Raw genomic sequence first — 18,445 nt, 5'->3', positions numbered from 1 at the left:
TCTCCATTCATCCGCTCTGATCTTGCCCCACCCGATCAGTGGTGGCATCAGAACCACGAGCAAGGCAAGGAGCGCTGTGCGCGATCCCCCGAGCCCCTTTTAGGCCCCTTACCAGCAACCTGTCGCCGGCGACTTGACCCCCAACTGATTCAAAGTCAGGTCTCCACAGGAATCGCCGCTGTGTGCACCAATCGGCGTACCCGTCACCGTGTACGTCTTGGCATCGACAACCTTGCTGATTGAGTAGTACTTCAGCGCATCCGGGTCGCACGCTGCGGCCAGCACGGCATCGTCCGGGGCCGCTGCATAACTCAGATCAGTCGTATAGATCCTCTCCAGCCGCAGAGACACCGCGGTGACGCAAGCTGCGCCGGCCGCTCTTCGTGTCTTGCGCACATGCTCGTTGTAGCTCGGCAGTGCGATGCCGGCAATGATGGCGATGATCGCCACCACCACCATCAACTCGATCAGGCTGAAGCCTGACTCAGGGCTCGCTTTGATGTGCTTCATGCGATCAATTCACCTTCAGTTCGCGCCAGGACACACGGTCCCAACGCGGTGTCAATGTACGCAGCGTGCCAATGGTCCCGCCGCTACCACCCAGCAGGGTGACGCCACGCATCAGGTTGGGCAGCGTCGGCATGCCTACGCCCGCATCCACCGAGCCAATCGGCAAGCCGCCGGTCTTGTCGGAAGTGCTCTGGTCGTTGTCCAGGTCAAAATAGGAACCACCTGCACTGGTACCGGTAAATGCATCCAGGGCATTGATATACCCGCGGCCGTTTGCATCACACGCACTGCCCGTGGGAACCATGCTGGCAGTGATCAGGTATGAAGCAACCACCTGCGCATCCTGCACAATCCGCTCGCCACCGTCCGGCAGATCGATATACCAACCCTTGGAACCGGCAGGCAGTGCGGCCTTGGCCTCGAACGCACGTACGGTAAAGCCACTTTCCGTCGCACTGGTGATCTCGACCACACGCTCGGTCAGCTCCGAACGCTCGATTGCCTCGTCGCTGTCGATGAAGCCGTACATGCTCTGCACGTCGGTATTGGTGGAATCAGCGTCGCCGGTGGTGAGATAGCGGCCGGTGCCAAAGAACACCCAACGCTTGTTGGTGCGTGGATGGATCGCAATCGTCACACCCGCACTGATCGGCTGTGCCTTGGCTGTGGTCGCATCGTTGCCATCCTTCGCGCTGAACAGGAGCTTTGCAGTCCAGGAGTTCGGATTGCTGTCGGTCATGTCGAACTTCCAGACGTTGCCCAGCATGTCGCCCGCATAGGCGTAGGCCAGCGTCTTGCCATCAGCCCCGTAGATGCCAGTGGGGGCGGACAGGCCATTGGGTGCGGTTGCAGAACCCACACCGGTATCGATTTCGCGAATCACCGCGCCGGTGTTCGCATTGATCACAAGCAACACAGCCTTATCGCCAGCGCTGTTGATGCCATTGCCCAGCACCACGGCCGCCGCTGTGCCCTGCACCTTGCTCAGAATCGGCCTGCCGAGTACCAAGCCCATGTTGTTCTCGGGCGTCTCGGCGAGCTCCCACTTGGAGACTTCGTCCGCATCGGCCGTGCTTGGGCTGGTGACATCCAGTGCGTACAGCCCCTTGCCCCCCCTGCCCAGGCTGCCGACAAGAATGTTCTTGCCGGGAGTCAAACTGCGTGATGTCGCCACCACCGGGCCATCGACAAGAAACTTGTGGGCGTAATCGCCGCGACTCAGCGTTGCAAGCTTACTGAGGCTGACAATGCCGGGAACATAGGCAAACAACTCCCTGCCATTACTGGCGTCGAATGCATGCAGCATGCCGTCATTGGCACCAACGTAGAGGGTGCCGGTTTCTTTCACATAAGCCGGCGACGACCCCACAATATCTCCCAGCACCGTGTTGGGCCGGTTGCGCAACAGTCCGCCGTTGCGTTCTTCCCCGCTGGAATCACCCTTGATGTAATTGGCGTTCTCCTCCCCTGTCACGGGGTAGTCCGCCGGACCACCATCGCGTGCCAGCGCCGTCTGCTGCTCCTGTGTCGGGAAGTCGGAGTTGTAGGTGAACACGTTGCGATCGGCGAACGCCGGCACGCTGGACGTCCAACCACCACTCACGCCATCGCGGGTAACTGTCTGGCCCAACACCTGGCCGGTCCAGACGCCGGACACGTAGCTGGCACTGAATGCCTGGGAGCCGGTGTTGAGCGAAGTGGAGTTGGTGGCGACGTTGGAGAACGAACCCGTGCGCTGGGCGATGGCCGCCAGCGCTGCGCCCAACCCCTTGGTGAACTCGGCGGGACTGGAAGCGGCAACGAACTGGCCATGGCCATTCACCGCTGCGTGCAACAAGTCGTCGATGCGCTCAGCCTTGTCGGTATTCGGCCTGCTGGTGCCGGGGTCTGGCCATTCGGGATCGGCCGGTACGTCTTCCAAGCTGGACCAACCCTTCGTGGTTTTCAGACCAATCGAAATACCGAACGTAACCATGTGCTGCCAGAACGCAGGATTTGCGTCCGAGGTCGGCACGTTGTTGTTCTCCGGCTTGGTCGCATTGCCCATGGAGTCTTCAGTACGAAGATCGGTCTTCCAGTACTTCATGGCCACGTCAGCCAGGGTCTTGGAGTAGCCATCCGTGAACGGTGCGGCGGGCGAGTACGTGTATGTCTTGCCCTGCGCGCCCTTGATCACCGAACCAGCACTACCGTCGGCGTTGCCATGATCAACGACGCTGGTGTTCCAGTAGCCATCGGTAGTGAGGATGGCAAAGTTCTGTCGACAGGACAGCTGTGCGTCACCCAATTCCGGACCATAGGGCCCGGAGGCGCCGGTTTGACTGAAATACTGGCCGGCGCTATCCAATGCCGTCTGTAGCGGCGTTCCGTCCTGGGCACCTGCTGCGTACAGACGGTTGAACCAGGTGCTGCGCGAAGTGGTGTCCTTGCTGCCAGGAACGGTCAGGTCGCGGACATTGTTGACGAAGCGGCCGTCGTTGCCGTCACCCACCGGGATATCGAAGTTCTTTCGATTCCAGATGGTGCGAAAGCCCACGCGGACCTTGCTGTCGAGTGAGCCAAAGGCCTCGGCAGCACCCGCCTTTGCAGCTTTGGTGCGGGTACGATGATAGGAGTACCAGGTAGCGAAGTTCGCCTTTTCCTGGTCTTCCGTGCGCCCGGTAGGCGTGCGCGACTGGCAGTTGCGCCAGGCAGAGCCTGATTTCGACGTTGAGCACCCCTGGGAACCCGCCGTTGACGGGGTGTTGGCTGCGGTATAGCCCAGATACTCGGATCTATAGATCGAGCCACCGGCCAGGATCTGGTAACGATAGTAGTTTGCGACGTTACTCAGGTAAGTCCCGCTGCTGTTCGCCGTATCCTTCGGCACATAGAAGGTCTGGGTATAGCGCGACAGATTTCGGGTTCCACTGCTGGTTCCAGCACCTGTATGCGGAATATCCAGCGTATCGCTGTATGCCGCCGTGAAACTCTGGCCTCCGGTCACACGCGTACCATCGGCCTGCATCCAGGGCAAATAGTCCACCGCCGGGTTGTAGTACAGCGAATTGGTCGCATAACCCTGCATGTACATCGCTGCATTTTCGGTACTTTCGCTGGTGTACGAGGTGCCGTTGGTCACGCCGTCCCTGTCGGGTGTGCTTTCGAAACTGCTCGCCCCGGTGATCGCTGACACGTCCCGATTGTTCATGTTGCGCCAGGCCATCGAGCCCGAATCATCAAGAATGAACAGGATATTCGGCGCAACACGCGCGGCCGTGGTCAACGGATCGTCTGGAATCACGATTCCCGCATGCGCCGGCGTCGTCAACAAGGTCGCCAGAAACGCCGACGGAGCAATCCACCATTGACGGTGAAGTTCACCAGCCTGCTTTTGCTTGATATTTGTGCGCTTCATGATTCACTCCGCCGGGGTTCGACTGGACACGTTGGCCTGCAGCACGACATTGGCCCGCCCCAACGACTGGCTACGTGCGGTGATACGGAACATGGGACTCTCGCAATCCGGTGACGGCGGCATGAGATCGCAGCTCCCCTTGTAGCCAGGCGCTATGCCCAGGTACTCAATCCAGTACTGAGGTGCTTCTGCCAAACGCGTGTCATAACTTCCGGTTGGCAGACTCATCCACACCGCCGTTGCTCCCGTGGGGCAAATACCGGAACCGGTACAATCCGCAGCAACCGGCACCTTGCCTTCCCATACGACATCCGCGGCCAACACCTGCTCCTGCGCGTACCGCATTGCCGATTCAGCGCCCTGGAATGCAAGACTGCGATCGCGCATGTTGGCGCTCATCCGCTCCTGCATCGAAGTGCTGCGCAGAATCGCCACGCCCAGGATCGACAGAATGATCAGCAGCACCAGCACGACGATCAACGTCATGCCCTGCTGCCGGTCAGGCGCAAACGCGGCATCGCGAAAGGACTTCCGATTCATAGGGTGCGGCTCCTGAGGCTGACGACATTGGAGGTGCGTCGGGTCAGCGCCTTGCCGTCTACATTTTCACCTTCCAACACAAGGTCGGCACGAACGCCGATGATGTCGGTCCAGACACCCGGTGTAGCGGTATAGCTGGAGCTGCCCAGCGGGAGGTAACTGAAGGCAACGGACTGCACGCCTTCGACGACCTCTTCACCAGCCTGACCGAATCGCGAGACATACAGCGAGCTGCCACCCCGCGGGTTGTCCGCAACATACCAGCGCGTACTCCGCAGCCGCGCCACCACCACCGAGGACGGGGGCACCCGCTCGTCGTCGGTCAGGTTGTACGACTCGGGCAGAGCCGCGAAGGTGATGGTGCTGGCATCTACGGAAACCACCTCCACCACGTAACTCTTGCGCGCATTGCACAACAGGATTACATCCTCGGCTTCGAAAACCTCGGTGGCATCGTCGATCTGGGTCGCGTCCAGCGTAACGGACGTCGTTGTCGATGCAGTGACCTTGTAGGCGGCATCCTCACCCGACACCAGGGTGAGCTCACTGCCGCTGCCGCTGATCGGCGCATCACGATATGCCAGCGACAGATCGCCAGTGGTTTCAACGGTAGAAGAGCTCGAACAGCCGCCACCACCCGTGGAGCGTATGTCTGCCGACATCAACTCAAAAGCAACCCGCGCGCCTTCCTGGATGCGGTTGACACCTTCGGCTGCACGGAACGAATTCCGGTTCGACTGGAACATGACAAAGGCAGCGCCTATCACCATCAGGCCCAGCACCAGCGCGATCATCAACTCGATCAGGCTGAAACCGGCGCTACGGCCGAAGGTTGAAAGCCCGGAGCGGACGCGACGGTTCATATGCTCACCTCGGTGATGACCTGTCGTTGCGCACCGCCACCGGAGCGTGAGTCGTCCCACTGCACGGTGATGCGATAACGACTATTGCCCAGCGCTTCTATGCGCCCGCAGGTGGTGCTGTCATCCTCCACGCCCATCGTATCCTTTAACGAATCCAGCCAGGCAGCCAGGTCATTCTCCGCAAGGCTTCCACCGCCGCTGGCGGCGCACGTCATGCCCATTGCATAAGCCGCGGCATTTGCCCGGTTGGCACGCATGGATTCGGCAATCGAACTTGTCTGCATCACCGCTTGACTACTCTCAAGTGAACTTTGGCCACCGCGCAATGCCAATGCCTGCATGGCGGCAATGCCGAGCAGGCCGATGCCAAGAATCAGCACCGAGATCAGCACCTCCAGCAGGCTCACGCCGCGCATCCTGCCGGGCAGCGAACGCTCGCGTGCACGGCCTCGTTTCTTCAGAATCATCATCCGCATACCCCACCGCCGTTGGTTTTGGTCGTGGCGATACTGCCACCGGCCATCAACGTCACCGTTCTCGTGTTTTCGGCCGGATTGTCGGTCGGAATACACACCGATACGACCTGCTCGGCGTCGAGCAGCCCGGATGGCCGGAACCGGATTCCGCCTGCCGGGCCAGATACCTGCAGATCACCCGTGACGGAGGAATCGCGGATTACCTCATCGGAACCGGAGACCGTGTCACGGCCCAGCACGATCCAGCGTGTCCACGCGTCGGTTGCGGTGCATGCAAGACCATCATCACTGGCACATACCGTGACCCGCGCGTTCCGCCGCACCGCCTCGGCCCGCGCCAACTGCAACGCGGCGACGAGTTCGGTGGACGCCGCGCTGAGCCGGTTGGACTTGATGATGCCCTGCATCGAAGGTACGGCAATGGCGGCGATGATCGCCAACACGGCAATGGTCACCATCAACTCGACCAGCGTGAATCCGAGCACCGGTTTGCGACCGACACCTCCCACTCCCCGTGAGCGCATACGACCCCCTCCACGTCTTTACATGAATTAATCTAAGCCAGCGCCAGCCAGCACCACCAGCGATGGACGACAGACGGTCCAAAACCAGTTACAAGCGGCCTTTGATGGAACCCCCGAGCCTTGAACTCCCCCCTCAGACAGCCCCTTGATGCCCTGTTCCGGCCGACCACGCTGATCACCATGATCCTGGCGGGCGAAGCACTGGCCGCCATCCTTGCCCTGTCCCCGATCCATATTCGGGACCGGCTGATGCTGTTCGGCCTGGCCTCGCTGGCAACCCAATGGGTGCTGCTGAGCACGCTGGGCCTACTCTACCTACTCCGCCGTTGGCTCAATACCCTTTCGGCACAGCATCTGGCCTGGCTGGCGCTGGCAATGCTGCTCATGATGACCCAACTGGTCATTACGATCGGCTGGGAGCTGGTCGGTGCCCCCCAGCAATCCGATGCGGACGGACGAGCACTCCTGCTCCGATCACTGGCGCTGGCCTTTGTCGCCGGACTGCTTACCCTGCTCAGCTACCAGAACCACTGGCGCGCCCGACAACTGGCCGTTCGCGCCAAGCAGGCTGAACTGGAAGCGCTGCAGGCCCGTATCCGCCCACACTTCCTGTTCAACACCCTCAACACCGGCGCCGCCTTGGTCCACCTGCGTCCGCAGGACGCCGAACGCCTGCTGCTCGACCTCGCCGACCTGTTCCGCGCCGCGCTGGCCGGTCCGCAGGACATCCCGCTGGCCGAGGAGATCGCGCTGTCCCGGCGGTATGCGGAGATCGAACAACTCCGCTTTGGCCAGCGCATGCGCCTGACCTGGGAGCTGCCTTCACCGCTTCCGCAGATCCGCATCCCCACACTGTCCATCCAACCGTTGGTGGAGAACGCCATCCACCACGGCATCGAACCCTCGCCAGATGGCGGCGACATCCGCATCTCGGTAAAGCAGGAAGAAAACCAGGTCAGCATCGTCATCGACAATGCACTGCCACCAGCAGGCAGCATGCCCTTGCGCAGTGGCCACAAGGTCGGCCTGGAGTCGACGAAGGCCCGCATCCAGGCCATGACCGGCGGCGAAGGTGACGTCACCACCCGCAGCGAAAACGGTCGCCACATCGCCCGCATAACGCTACCCATCACCAGCACGCCGTAGCAGCGGCCTTGGCCGCGAAGCCGGCAAGCCTTCCGTCACGGCAACCTCGGCAAATACATGCGCATCAGTTGCCGGCGGGCGGTCGGCTTCGCGGCCAAGGCCGTTCCCACAGAGGCCGAAACCCGGCCCACCAACGGGGCCGGGGAATCAGCTGTTCCGACTCACGCCACCACTTGATAGCAAGGGTGGTATTCGCCGGAAATCTTCATGCGGCGCTGCTCGACAAACGCTCGCAGCAACGCATCCAGTGCCTGCATCATCTCGGTGTCGCCATTGATCCGGAACGGACCGAACTCCTCGATGCGACGCATGCTTTCTTCCTTGACGTTGCCGGCAACAATGCCGGAGAACGCGCGCCGCAGATCGGCCGCCAATGCCGGTGCCGAGCGCCCCTTGTGCAGATCCAGGCCCGCCATCGCTTCGTGCGTCGGCACGAAGGGCAGCTGGTAATCCAGCGGGATCTCCACTTGCCAGTTGTAGAAGAACGAATCGCGATGGGTCAGGCGGAACTCGCGCACGCGCTTGATGCCTTGCGCCATCTTGCGCGCCACACCCACCGGATCGCCGACCACGATTTCGTAGCGCTCAGCCGCCTGGTCACCCAGCGTCAGGCGGATGAAACGGTCGATCTGCTCGAAGTACGGCGCAGCGATCGCCGGACCGCTGAGAATCAACGGGAACGGAATTTCCTTGTTCTCCTCGCGCAGCAGGATGCCGAGCAGGTACAGGATTTCCTCTGCCGTACCGACACCCCCCGGGAACACGATGATGCCGTGGCCAAGCCGGACGAACGCCTCCAGGCGTTTTTCGATGTCCGGCATGATCACCAGATGGTTGACGATCGGGTTCGGTGATTCGGCCGCGATGATGCCCGGCTCGGTGATACCGATGTAGCGCGTGTTGTGCTTGCGCTGCTTGGCATGGGCGATGGTGGCGCCCTTCATCGGGCCCTTCATCGCACCCGGCCCGCAGCCTGTGCAGATATCCAGGCCACGCAGGCCAAGCTCGTAGCCCACCTGCTTGGTGTACAGGTACTCGTCGCGCGAGATCGAATGGCCGCCCCAGCACACCACCAGGTTCGGGTCGCTCGGCTGCAGGATGCGCGCATTGCGCAGCACACCGAACACGGCATTGGTGATGCCATCGGTGGTCTCCAGGTCCGAGGCATACTCCGGCCCCAGCTCGATGGCCATGTACGCAAGATCGCGCACCACCGAGAACAGCAGCTCGGCCACGCCGCGGATGATTTCGCCATCGACGAATGCCATCGCCGGCGCATTGCTCAGGTCGATGCGGACGCCACGATCCTGCTGGGTCACCTGGATATCGAAATCCGGATACAGGTCGCGCGCGGCGCGCGGGTCATCCGAGGTACTGCCGCTGGTCAGCACGGCCAGCGCACAGCGGCGCAGCAGTTCATGCATGCCGCCACTGGAGGCGTCGCGCAGGCGCGCCACTTCCGTGCGTGACAGCACGTCCAGCCCGCCCCGCGGGTAGATCCGCGCATCCTGCACCGGCAGCGCCCTCGCTGCTCCGTCACTCTTGGTCATTTCCACTTCCACTCCTTCTCATTGGCGATCGACTTTAGCGCTGCCCCCATGAAAAGGAAAACGGCCGGGTTGCCCCGGCCGTTTTCGGTTTACATCCGATCAATCAAGCGATCAGAACTTGTACTTCAGGCTCAGCATCATCGACCAGCGCGACACGGCAGTGTTGCCCTTGTCGTTGTTGTTCTCCTGGATCGAAGCATTATCGGTGGTACCGCTGAAGTTGTAGATGTACTTCCCGGTGGCCGGATCAATGCCTGCGTAGTTGGCAATACGACGGGTCGAATAGAAACCATAGTCGTCGATCAGGCCCCACTTCTTATTGAGCAGGTTGCCGACGTTCATGATGTCCAGCGCGATCTCGGTCTTGTGGCCCTTGAAGAAGCCCGGCAGTTCCTGGCTGATGCGCACGTCGAAGCTGTTGGTCCAGCCAGCGCGATGCGAATTGGCCGGCACGACCTGACCCTTGTAGCCAGCCAGATCCGGGTTCTTGTCCAACCAGGCGAAGAAGTCCGCCTCCATCTTCGCGCCACCGGTCCACAGCACATCACCGTAACCGGCCGGCACGTAGAACAAGTCGTTGGTGTTGGCACCGTCACCATTGGCGTCGTTGTAGAAGATGTAGCTGAACGGGCGACCCGAACGGCCTTCATAGAACAGGCCAACGCGGGTGTTGTAGTCACCGAAGAAGGCGTGCTTCCACTCCACCGTACCGGTCACGCGGTCCTTGATCGCATAGCGCGAGTCGTAGGCGACGTTCTCGTTGGCATTGAAGATCAGCGTGTTGTTCCAGTTCGAGGTGTTCTGCGAGCTGGTCAGCGAGCTGACTTCCTTGGCCTTGGTGTAGGTGTAACCCAGCGACCAACCCCAGTTGTCGGACATCGGCTTGCTCAGCGCGAAGGTCGCCTGCATGCTGCTGCCCTTGTCGGTGTTGCGCAGCAGCATCACGTCGCCGATGTCGCCCGGACGGTTGCCCTTCACATCCGGGCACAGACCCGCGGTGATCTGAGCAGTCGTGCAGGACTTGCCCTTGATCTTGCCCGCCTCCATGCCGAAATTGCCGGAGTTGGCCTGATCGCGGCCAGCCGCGTTCCAGTAGTTGTCGCGGTTGTCCATCGTGCCGGTGAAGGTCGGATCCATCAGATCCAGACGCTCGAAGTACAGCGCGTCATTGACCTTGGTGTACAGCAATTCGGCCGAAGCCACGATGCCGTACCACGGCAGCTCATGATCGAAGGCCAGATTTGTCTTCCACACCGACGGCAGCTTGGTGCCCGGAGCGATGACGTCCACGTTGGCACGTGCAGAACCCGGCGTCAGCCCAGCAGTGGACGGCGGAACCGTCGGATCGAACGCCGGCGCATTACCACCACGCAGGTCGTACTCGACGTAGTTCAGGCCGGTGTTCTGATAGGCGCCAGCCAACCACACGTTCGGGGCAGCGCCGCCAAACAGACCGATACCACCGCGCAGCTGGGTCGGACGTTCGCTGTCGAAGGTGTAGTTGAAGCCAAAGCGCGGCTGCACCAGCTTGTCATCGACAAGGTTGGTGTTGTTGTAGCCGTACAGTTCTTCGATACGCGGGTTGTACAGGCGCTGGTCACTGAAGTCCGGCATGTCGACGCGGACGCCGAACATCAGGTTCAGGTTGTAGTTGATCGCCCAGGTGTCCTGTACGAACAGACCGGTATTCTTCAGCGTGAATGCTGCCGGGATATCGTCGCGGCTGCCGCCGGCACGCGGGGCGCGCAACTGGTAGCGGCTCGGAGTACCAGCCAGGAATGCATTGAGATCTGCGAACTCGTAAACGCCGTTGAGGTTACGGCCATAGAAGTTCATCAGGTCATTGTCGGAGTAATCAAAGCCGAACTTGACAGTGTGATCACCCACATACCAGGTCGCTGCACCGAAGGCGCTCAGCTCCTTGCTCTCGACCAGGTTCACGTGCGTGTTCTGCTCGGTACCGAGCAGCATCGCATCGTTGTTGGCGCCGAAACCGTTGATACGGATCGACGGCAGGTTGACCAGGGCCTCGCGGTTGGCACTGTAATCCTTGTGCGAAACCTTGAACTCGGTGGAGAAGTTCTCGCTCCAATCGGAGAACAGTTCACCCATCCAGGTTTCATAGGTCTTCGGCTGGCCGTACCAGTAGTTGCTCAGCGAGACGGTACCCGAGGCCAAGCCCGGGAAGCGCATAACGTTCTGCTCCATCTTGTTGTAGCGCAGGGCTGCACGATGGTTCTCGTTGATGTTCCAGTCCAGCTTGACCGCGTATTCTTCGATTTCGGTCTTGCTGCTCGGCGCAGACAGGCCACCCACGTCGTAGCCCTTGGCCGACATGAAGTCCTGGACCTGCTTGACGTCCGCATCGGTAATCGTGCCCTTGCCGTACGGGCCGTCGCTCAGCGCAACACCCGGAGCCGAGCGCTCATACTTTTCATAGTTGGCAAAGAAGAACAGCTTGTCCTTGACGATCGGGCCGCCAAAGGTCATGCCATAGGTCTTCTCGTCCTCGAAACCGTTGAAGTCGCTCTTGTCTCCTTCCAGGCGGGCGCGAACCATATCCTTGTCACGGTACGAACCGTAGACAGTACCGTGGAACTCATTGGTACCCGACTTGGTCACAGCATTGATCACCGCACCGGTACCGCCGTAGATGGTGGTGTCGTAGTTGGCCAGGTCGATGTTGATTTCCTGGATGGCGTCCATCGACACCGGCTGACGCTCGGTCGGCAGGTTGTTGGACTCCAGACCAAACGGGTCACCAGCGCCAATGCCGTCAATGCGGATGGCGTTGAAGCGAGTGTTCTGGCCACCAGCCGAAATCGCGCCGTCTGCCTTGCTGACCTGCGAGATGCGCGGATCAAGACGGATGTAGTCCTGGATGTTGCGGTTGGCAGATGGCAATGCTTCCAGCGTCTCGCGGGTCACGTTGGTACCCGTGCCCATCTTGTTGGCACTGAATACTTCCGAACCACCAGCCATGGCCATGACCTGCACGGCCTCCAAGTTGGTAGCAGCCATGTCGCCAGTCAGTGCGGCATTGACGGTATTGACCTGATTCAGGTTCAGGTAGATGCCGTCTTCGGTCTTGGTGCCATCGCCGGACTTGGTGATGGTGATGCTGTACGGGCCACCCACGCGCAGACCGCGCGCATTGTAACGACCCGAAGCGTCGGTGGTCGCACGGCTGACCGTGCCCGACTCGACGTGGGTGATGGTGACTTCAGCACCGGCAACCGGCTGACCAGCAGCCGAGGTGACCTGGCCGCCGACGCCGGCGGAAGTGCTTTGTGCGAAAGCCGGGGCGGCCGCAAGGGCGGCAACGAGACCAAGAGCAAGCTTGGACATCCGGATGCGAGGGTGGTTCATTGGTGGGTAGCCTCGAAACGAGTTGGCGATTGAGAAAAAACGCGATCCTTCAGCCCCGGGGTCAACCGGGCGCCTGATCGGCTTGAATCTGGGGGTCCCTTCCGAAGCGGTTGCAGCCGCAACGGTTAAGATAAGGTTAACACGGTAGTCACTGTTTATGACTGGAACAAGACAGTTGCCTTGCACCGCAGCAATTGGAACTACGTCCAATCAAACACTTATCTGATTGACGCGAGATAGGTTCCCAACCCGTCCAGCAGCATCTGCACCGAAATCGCGACGAGCAGCATGCCCATCAGCCGCTCAAGGGCGGTCAGCGCGCGTGCGCCCAGCAGCTTGTACAGCAGCGGCGCGGACATCAGGATTGCCGCCGTCGCTCCCCAGGCCAACAGCAGCGCCAGGCTCCAGTCCACCAGCCGGTCCGGCTCGTTGCTGCCCATCAGCATCACCGCCGCCATGCCCGACGGGCCGGCCACCAGCGGGATCGCCATGGGCACGATGAATGGCTCGCCGTCAGGCACGGCCCCCATCAGCCCTTCCGGGCGGGGAAAGATCATGCGGATGCCGATCAGGAACAGCACGATGCCGCCGGCAATGGCCACCGATTCCTGCCGTAGGTGCATCAGTTCCAGGGCGTACTTACCGCCCCACAGGAACGCCATCAGCACCAGCAGCGCGATCAGCAGTTCCCGCACCAGCACTACCCGCTGGCGCTTGGGCGTCAGCGGCTTGAGCAGACTCAGGAACACCGGGATGTTGCCCAGCGGATCCAGGATCAGGAACAGCAGCAACGCCGCCGAAAGGATGGTCACATCGCCAGGTCCAGTACCTTGCCGCGCCAACGGACGCCATCTGCGGCCAGCAACTGCACGCAGGCTTCGGCGTACTGCGCCGGTTCGACCGGCGTGGTGTCTTCTTCGTGGGTATAGGCACGGGCCCGCAAGCCGGTCCGCATCGGCCCGGGTTGGATGCCACTCACCCGTACCGGGCCATTGCCCAGCTCATGGTGCAGGCTGTCGAGCAGGCCGCGCAGGCCGTACTGGGCCACGCCGTAGCCGCCCCAGTACGCCTGCCCTACCCGCTGCGGGTCATCCAGTGCGAACACCACCGCAGCGTCCTCGGCCTTGCGCAGCAGCGGCAGGCAAGCCTGGGTCAGCCAGGCGCGCGCGGTCAGGTTCACATGGATGGCACGCGCGAATGCGGCCGGGTCGCCCAGAGCGAACGGCGTCAGCCCGACAAAGTCGGCAGCGCAGTGCAGCAGGCCATCCAGCCGGCCCAGCTCCGACTCCAGCCGTTCAGCCAATGCCGCGTAGTCGTCCGGGGTCGCTCCTTCCAGGTCCAGCGGATAAAGCAGCGGCTCCGGGCCGAGCTGGGCGACGCTGTCGTAGACCCGGTTGAGCTTGGCCACCTTGCGGCCCAGCAACACCACCGTCGCACCTGCGCTGGCGCAGGCCCTGGCGGCAGCACTTCCCAGGCCGCCGGCCGCACCGGCCACCAGAATCACCTTGCCAGCCAATGCCGGGGCACCCACAGCCATCGGCTGCGCACTCACGCTTGCCCGGCCTCGGCCACGATGCGCTTGAGCTCGCCGGACTCCAGCAGCTCAAGGATGATGTCGCAGCCGCCGATCAACTCACCGTGCATGAAGAACTGCGGGAAGGTCGGCAGGTTCGAGAAACGCGCCAGGTTGGCCCGCACCTCGGGGAACTCGAGCACGTTGACCGTGCGCAGGTTGACGGCACCGGCGGCCAGCAACGCCTGCACCGCGCGGCTGGAATAGCCGCACATCGGGTACTGCGGCGTACCCTTCATGAACAGGACAAGGGGATGCTGCTCCACCTCTGCCTGGATTTGCTCCATCACCGGCATACGACTCTCCCAGCTGCTGCGAAAGAACGGCCCGTCCTGGTCGGATAGACTTTCCCGTGGCCGCCGATTGTAAGCCGAGCAGGCCCACCGCCGGCGCCTTTGCCCCGAAATGAGTTCACCATGCCCATCGAACTGCCTGAACTGCCCTACGCTCGCACCGCACTGCAACCACATATTTCGGCGCAAGCCCTGGATCTTCACCACGGCCAGCACCATCGCGGCTATGTGGACGCAGTCAATGCGCGCATCGTCGGCACCGACATGGCGCAGCTGCCGCTTGAGGACATCGTCCGCAGCAGCCAGGGCAGCCTCTTCGAAGCCGCAGCCCAGGCCTGGAACCACGCCTTCTTCTGGCAGTGCCTGCACCCGCGGACCGGCGAGGAGCCGCACGGCGCGTTGGCAGACCGCATCAGCCGTCAGTTCGGCGATGTACAGAAACTGCGCGAGGAGTTCAACCGCGCCGCGATGAGCGTGTTCGGCTCGGGCTGGACCTGGCTGGTCCAGCACCCCGACGGCGCGCTGGCCGTTGTCACCACCCGCAATGCCAACACCCCGCTGACCGGCGACAGCAAGCCATTGCTGGCCTGCGACGCCTGGGAGCACGCCTATTACAGCGACTACCAGAATGAACGCGCACGCTATCTGCAGGCATTCTGGAAGCTGGTTAACTGGGACTTCGTCGGCGCGCAGTTACGCTGATATCCAGGGCCGCCCCTTGTAGAGCGCAGCCAAGCTGCGCTGGGGCTTGCCCGGAAACGCCTTGCCGAGCATGGCTCGGCGCCCTACCTATCCGTGCGCTTCCACCGCATCGAGCACCCGCGCCGAGTACACCATCGCCGCACCAGCATTGAGGGCCACCGCAACACCCAGCGCCTCGGAAATCTCTTCGCGGCTGGCGCCCTGCTTCAGGGCCGCATCGACATGCGTGGTGATGCAGCCATCGCAGCGGGTGGTCACAGCCACCGCCAGCGCGATCAACTCGCGGGTCTTGCCGTCCAGATGCTTGGTCTGTGCGCCAGCACCGCTCAGCGTCAGGTAGCCCTTGAGCGTATCGGGTGAAAGCTTGCCCAGTTCACCGATCCGGCCTTTCAGCTCACGGCGGTACTCGTTCCAGTCCAGCATGATCCGTCTCCGGTTGAAGTGCCGGAGACGCTACGCCTTGCAACCTTATGCCGATGTAACGGTGCCGCGCTTCAGCGGCGCAGCACGTCCAGCACCGGCGCCACCTGTGCCTGCCGGCCCAGGGATTCACCCACCCGTTCCAGCGCGTCGGCCAGGGCGGCGGGGGAATCCTCGCGCAGATTGGCGTGGCCGACCTTGCGACCCTCACGCGGCTGCTTGCCATAGTCATGCCAGTGACCGGCTGGCTCGGCCAGCACGGCCGTCGCATCCGGCATCTGGCCCAGCCAGTTGAGCATGCACGCATGGCCCAGCACGCGGGTGTCGCCCAGCGGCAGACCCAGCACCGCGCGCAGGTGGTTTTCGAACTGCGAGGTTTCGGCGCCGTCGCTGGTCCAGTGCCCGGAGTTGTGAACGCGCGGGGCCATCTCGTTGACCAGCAGCTCCTCGCCCCGGCAGAACAGTTCCAGCGCGAACACGCCCACGTAGTCCAGGCGCTCGGCCAGGCGACGCGCATAGCCGATGGCGATGTCGTACTGCTCCGTCGAAACAGCCGCCGGCGCCAGACTGGCCGACAACACGCCATCGACATGCCAGTTGCCGGTCAACGGCCAGGCGCGGAACTCGCCGTCACGGCCACGCACCGCCACCACACTGACCTCCCGATCAAAGGCAACGAAGCCTTCCAGGATCAACCCGGTCTTCTCGACCTGCACACCCAGCGCCTGCCACGCGGCATCGATGTCCGCGTCACTGCGGATGCGGAATTGGCCCTTGCCGTCGTAGCCCAGGCGGCGGGTCTTGAGGATGCAGGGCGTACCGAACTCGGCCACCTTTGCGCCCAGTTCCTCGCGGCTGCGGATATCGGCGAACGGCGGCAGCGGGATGCCCAGTTCCTGGAACAGGGTCTTCTCGCTCAGACGATCCTGCGCCACGGCCAGCGCGGCCGGGTTCGGAAACACCGGCCTGCGCTCGGACAACCAGCGCGCGCTGGCGGCCGGTACGTTTTCGAAATCGAAGGTGATCACATCCACCTTGGCTGCGAACTCGGCCAGTGCGGCGGTGTCATCGAATGCGCCCACCTGCAGCGGCGCCACCTGGCCGGCACAGGCATCAGCAGCCGGGTCGAACACCACAAAGCGAACGCCCAGCGGCGCGCCTGCCAGGGCCATCATGCGGGCCAGCTGTCCGCCGCCCAAAATACCTACCGTACTCATGCCCGCAACTGCTCCAGAAGTTCATGCTGTCGGCGGCACCAACCGCCTGCTCCCCCACCTGCGGGAGAGCGATCGGAAGACATGCCCGCGTGCGACGCCTGCATGCCGATGCCGCCAAAGATCATAGGCGAGGGTCGTCCGCGGCCATCACATCGGTGGTCTGCCGCTCACGGAAAGCATCCAGCGCCACGCCGATCTGCGGCTGCTCCGGGGCCAGCATCGCTGCAGCGAACAGCGCTGCATTGGCCGCACCCGCGTTGCCGATGGCGAACGTGGCCACCGGAATGCCGGCCGGCATCTGCACGATCGACAGCAGTGAATCCATGCCGTTGAGCGCCTTGGACTGCACCGGCACGCCCAGCACCGGCACGGCAGTCTTGGCCGCCAGCATGCCCGGCAGGTGCGCCGCGCCGCCGGCACCGGCGATGATCGCGCGCAGACCGCGCGCGCCCGCCTGCTCGGCGTATGTGAACAGCACGTCCGGCGTGCGATGCGCCGAAACCACCTTCACTTCGTATGGAACACCCAGCGCATCAAGCTTCTGGGCAGCGTGCTGCATGGTTTCCCAGTCGGAGCGGGAACCCATGACGATGCCGACAAGCGGCACGGAGGGGTTGAGGGTCATTGGCCGTCACCTGCTGCAAAGACGTATTCTAGCCATCTTCCCCGCAAGACCACGACCTGATGGACCGCAAACTGCTCGACCTGCTCGTCTCTCCCGGCACCCGCCAGCCGCTTTTCCTGCTGGACAGTGCCGGCCTGGAAGCGCTGAACCGCGCCATTGCCGGCGGCAACATCGCCCGCGCCGATGGCAGCATCCAGTCCCAGGCACTGCGCGAAGCCCTGGTCACCGGCGACCGCAAGCAGGTGTTCCGCGTCGAAGACGGCATCCCGGTGCTGCTGGCCGAAGAAGCCATCGCCACAGCCCAGATCGCTGATTTCCCGGCCAAGTGATGCTGCCGCACCCGCCGTCCGCCCCGCCGCAGGAACAGATCGACGCCGACGTCGCCCGCGCCCTGGCCGAGGACATCGGCAGCGGTGACGTCACCGCCGCCCTGTTGCCCGACAGCGCCGACAGCGCCTACCTGCTGTGCAAGCAGGACGCGGTGATCGCCGGCCGCCCCTGGTTCGATGCCACGCATCGTGCGCTCGACCCGCAGGTGCAGATCGATTGGCGGGTACTGGAAGGCGACCACGTCACCGCCGGCACCGTGCTGGCAACGCTGCAGGGCCGCAGCCGCAGCCTGGTCAGCGCCGAGCGCACTTCACTCAACTTCCTGCAGACCCTTTCCGCCACCGCCACCGTCACCGCCCGGTATGTGGCCGCGGTAGCCGGCACCCAGGCGCGCATCCTCGACACCCGCAAAACCCTGCCCGGCCTGCGTCTGGCGCAGAAGTACGCGGTGCGCTGCGGCGGCGGCGACAACCACCGCATCGGCCTGTTCGACACGGTGATGCTCAAGGAAAACCACATCCGCGCGGCCGGTTCGCTCACCGCAGCGGTCCAGGCAGCACGCGCACAGCAGCCCAAACTGCCGCTGGTGGTCGAGGTGGAAGACCTGCAACAGCTGGAAGAAGCCCTGGCGGCCGGCTGCGAGCGCATCCTCATCGACGACTTCAGCCCGGCCATGCGCCGCGACGCGGTCCGCATCGCCGCCGGGCGCATTCCGCTGGAAGTCTCCGGCAGCGTCGACCTGACTGTTCTACGCTCCATCGCCGAGGACGGGGTGGACTGCATCTCGATCGGCGGCTTGACCAAACACGTGCAGGCCATCGACCTGTCGCTCAAACTCGGCCCGCCGCCAGGCTGAACCCTGCTCACGGCATCCACACGTCCTGGCCTGCGACACTTGTCCCACCGCTCG

18 protein-coding genes are annotated in these 18,445 nt (G+C 62.9%); 4 read left to right on the top strand and 14 right to left on the bottom strand.

The window, feature by feature from the left end:
• Positions 1-108: 108 nt before the first annotated feature.
• The 6 genes from LR961_RS07020 to LR961_RS06990 are packed head-to-tail and all read right to left on the bottom strand — an operon-like array spanning position 109 to position 6,310.
• Positions 109-510, bottom strand: coding sequence for a type IV pilin protein (locus LR961_RS07020; RefSeq protein ID WP_269670558.1), 402 nt, complete (start codon positions 508-510; stop codon positions 109-111).
• A gap of 4 nt (positions 511-514) precedes the next feature.
• Complete coding sequence (locus LR961_RS07010) at positions 515-3,907, bottom strand: PilC/PilY family type IV pilus protein (RefSeq protein WP_232147691.1); 3,393 nt, start codon at positions 3,905-3,907, stop codon at positions 515-517.
• A 3-nt stretch (positions 3,908-3,910) separates the two neighbouring features.
• Entirely contained in the window at positions 3,911-4,447 is a 537-nt protein-coding gene (locus LR961_RS07005) for a PilX N-terminal domain-containing pilus assembly protein (RefSeq protein WP_232147690.1), read from the bottom strand.
• On the bottom strand, positions 4,444-5,310 hold the full coding sequence (locus LR961_RS07000) for a prepilin-type N-terminal cleavage/methylation domain-containing protein (protein WP_232147689.1): 867 nt from the start codon (positions 5,308-5,310) through the stop codon (positions 4,444-4,446). Before LR961_RS07000 ends, LR961_RS07005 begins: the two co-directional genes overlap by 4 nt.
• The gene (gene pilV, locus LR961_RS06995) at positions 5,307-5,780 is read right to left on the bottom strand and encodes a type IV pilus modification protein PilV (protein ID WP_232147688.1); all 474 of its coding nucleotides are present in this window, start codon (positions 5,778-5,780) and stop codon (positions 5,307-5,309) included. The genes LR961_RS07000 and pilV overlap by 4 nt, the downstream gene beginning before the upstream one ends.
• Complete coding sequence (locus tag LR961_RS06990) at positions 5,777-6,310, bottom strand: GspH/FimT family pseudopilin (RefSeq protein WP_269670557.1); 534 nt, start codon at positions 6,308-6,310, stop codon at positions 5,777-5,779. Before LR961_RS06990 ends, pilV begins: the two co-directional genes overlap by 4 nt.
• A gap of 120 nt (positions 6,311-6,430) precedes the next feature.
• Between LR961_RS06990 and LR961_RS06985 the strand changes: the two genes are divergently transcribed.
• The gene (locus tag LR961_RS06985; RefSeq protein ID WP_232147686.1) at positions 6,431-7,456 is read left to right on the top strand and encodes a histidine kinase; all 1,026 of its coding nucleotides are present in this window, start codon (positions 6,431-6,433) and stop codon (positions 7,454-7,456) included.
• A 161-nt stretch (positions 7,457-7,617) separates the two neighbouring features.
• On the opposite strand, the gene ppnN is transcribed toward LR961_RS06985, so the two are convergent.
• From ppnN to grxD, 5 genes are all read right to left on the bottom strand, one after another.
• Positions 7,618-9,006, bottom strand: a complete 1,389-nt coding sequence (gene ppnN, locus LR961_RS06980; RefSeq protein WP_232147685.1) for a nucleotide 5'-monophosphate nucleosidase PpnN — start codon at positions 9,004-9,006, stop codon at positions 7,618-7,620.
• Between the two features lie 111 nt (positions 9,007-9,117).
• Positions 9,118-12,375, bottom strand: a complete 3,258-nt coding sequence (locus tag LR961_RS06975) for a TonB-dependent receptor (RefSeq protein WP_232147684.1) — start codon at positions 12,373-12,375, stop codon at positions 9,118-9,120.
• Positions 12,376-12,593: 218 nt separating this feature from the next.
• Positions 12,594-13,187, bottom strand: coding sequence for a YhgN family NAAT transporter (locus tag LR961_RS06970; RefSeq protein ID WP_232147683.1), 594 nt, complete (start codon positions 13,185-13,187; stop codon positions 12,594-12,596).
• Positions 13,184-13,912 (bottom strand): SDR family NAD(P)-dependent oxidoreductase, encoded by a 729-nt coding sequence (locus LR961_RS06965; protein WP_232147682.1) that lies wholly within the window; start codon positions 13,910-13,912, stop codon positions 13,184-13,186. The genes LR961_RS06970 and LR961_RS06965 overlap by 4 nt, the downstream gene beginning before the upstream one ends.
• An 11-nt stretch (positions 13,913-13,923) precedes the next feature.
• Positions 13,924-14,244, bottom strand: a complete 321-nt coding sequence (gene grxD / locus LR961_RS06960; protein ID WP_232147681.1) for a Grx4 family monothiol glutaredoxin — start codon at positions 14,242-14,244, stop codon at positions 13,924-13,926.
• A 120-nt stretch (positions 14,245-14,364) separates the two neighbouring features.
• Between grxD and LR961_RS06955 the strand changes: the two genes are divergently transcribed.
• Positions 14,365-14,943 (top strand): superoxide dismutase, encoded by a 579-nt coding sequence (locus LR961_RS06955; protein ID WP_232147680.1) that lies wholly within the window; start codon positions 14,365-14,367, stop codon positions 14,941-14,943.
• An 87-nt stretch (positions 14,944-15,030) separates the two neighbouring features.
• On the opposite strand, the gene LR961_RS06950 is transcribed toward LR961_RS06955, so the two are convergent.
• From LR961_RS06950 to purE, 3 genes are all read right to left on the bottom strand, one after another.
• Positions 15,031-15,366 carry a carboxymuconolactone decarboxylase family protein gene (locus LR961_RS06950; protein WP_232147679.1) on the bottom strand — a complete coding sequence of 112 codons (336 nt, stop codon included), beginning with the start codon at positions 15,364-15,366 and terminating at the stop codon, positions 15,031-15,033.
• A gap of 71 nt (positions 15,367-15,437) precedes the next feature.
• Positions 15,438-16,580 (bottom strand): 5-(carboxyamino)imidazole ribonucleotide synthase, encoded by a 1,143-nt coding sequence (locus LR961_RS06945; RefSeq protein ID WP_232147678.1) that lies wholly within the window; start codon positions 16,578-16,580, stop codon positions 15,438-15,440.
• 121 nt (positions 16,581-16,701) lie between these two features.
• Positions 16,702-17,205, bottom strand: a complete 504-nt coding sequence (purE, locus tag LR961_RS06940; RefSeq protein ID WP_232147677.1) for a 5-(carboxyamino)imidazole ribonucleotide mutase — start codon at positions 17,203-17,205, stop codon at positions 16,702-16,704.
• A gap of 59 nt (positions 17,206-17,264) precedes the next feature.
• On the opposite strand from purE, the gene LR961_RS06935 reads away from it, so the two are divergent.
• Both LR961_RS06935 and nadC read left to right on the top strand, forming a co-directional pair.
• Positions 17,265-17,534 (top strand): Trm112 family protein, encoded by a 270-nt coding sequence (locus LR961_RS06935; RefSeq protein WP_232147676.1) that lies wholly within the window; start codon positions 17,265-17,267, stop codon positions 17,532-17,534.
• Complete coding sequence (nadC, locus tag LR961_RS06930) at positions 17,534-18,391, top strand: carboxylating nicotinate-nucleotide diphosphorylase (protein WP_232147675.1); 858 nt, start codon at positions 17,534-17,536, stop codon at positions 18,389-18,391. Before LR961_RS06935 ends, nadC begins: the two co-directional genes overlap by 1 nt.
• The last annotated feature ends 54 nt before the right edge of the window (positions 18,392-18,445 follow it).

It is taken from the genome of Stenotrophomonas sp. SY1 (assembly GCF_021202945.1).
In the GTDB taxonomy this organism is placed as follows: domain Bacteria; phylum Pseudomonadota; class Gammaproteobacteria; order Xanthomonadales; family Xanthomonadaceae; genus Stenotrophomonas.
Note: the sequence above shows the minus strand (reverse complement) of the source record. Positions and strands in the feature narration are given on the sequence as shown.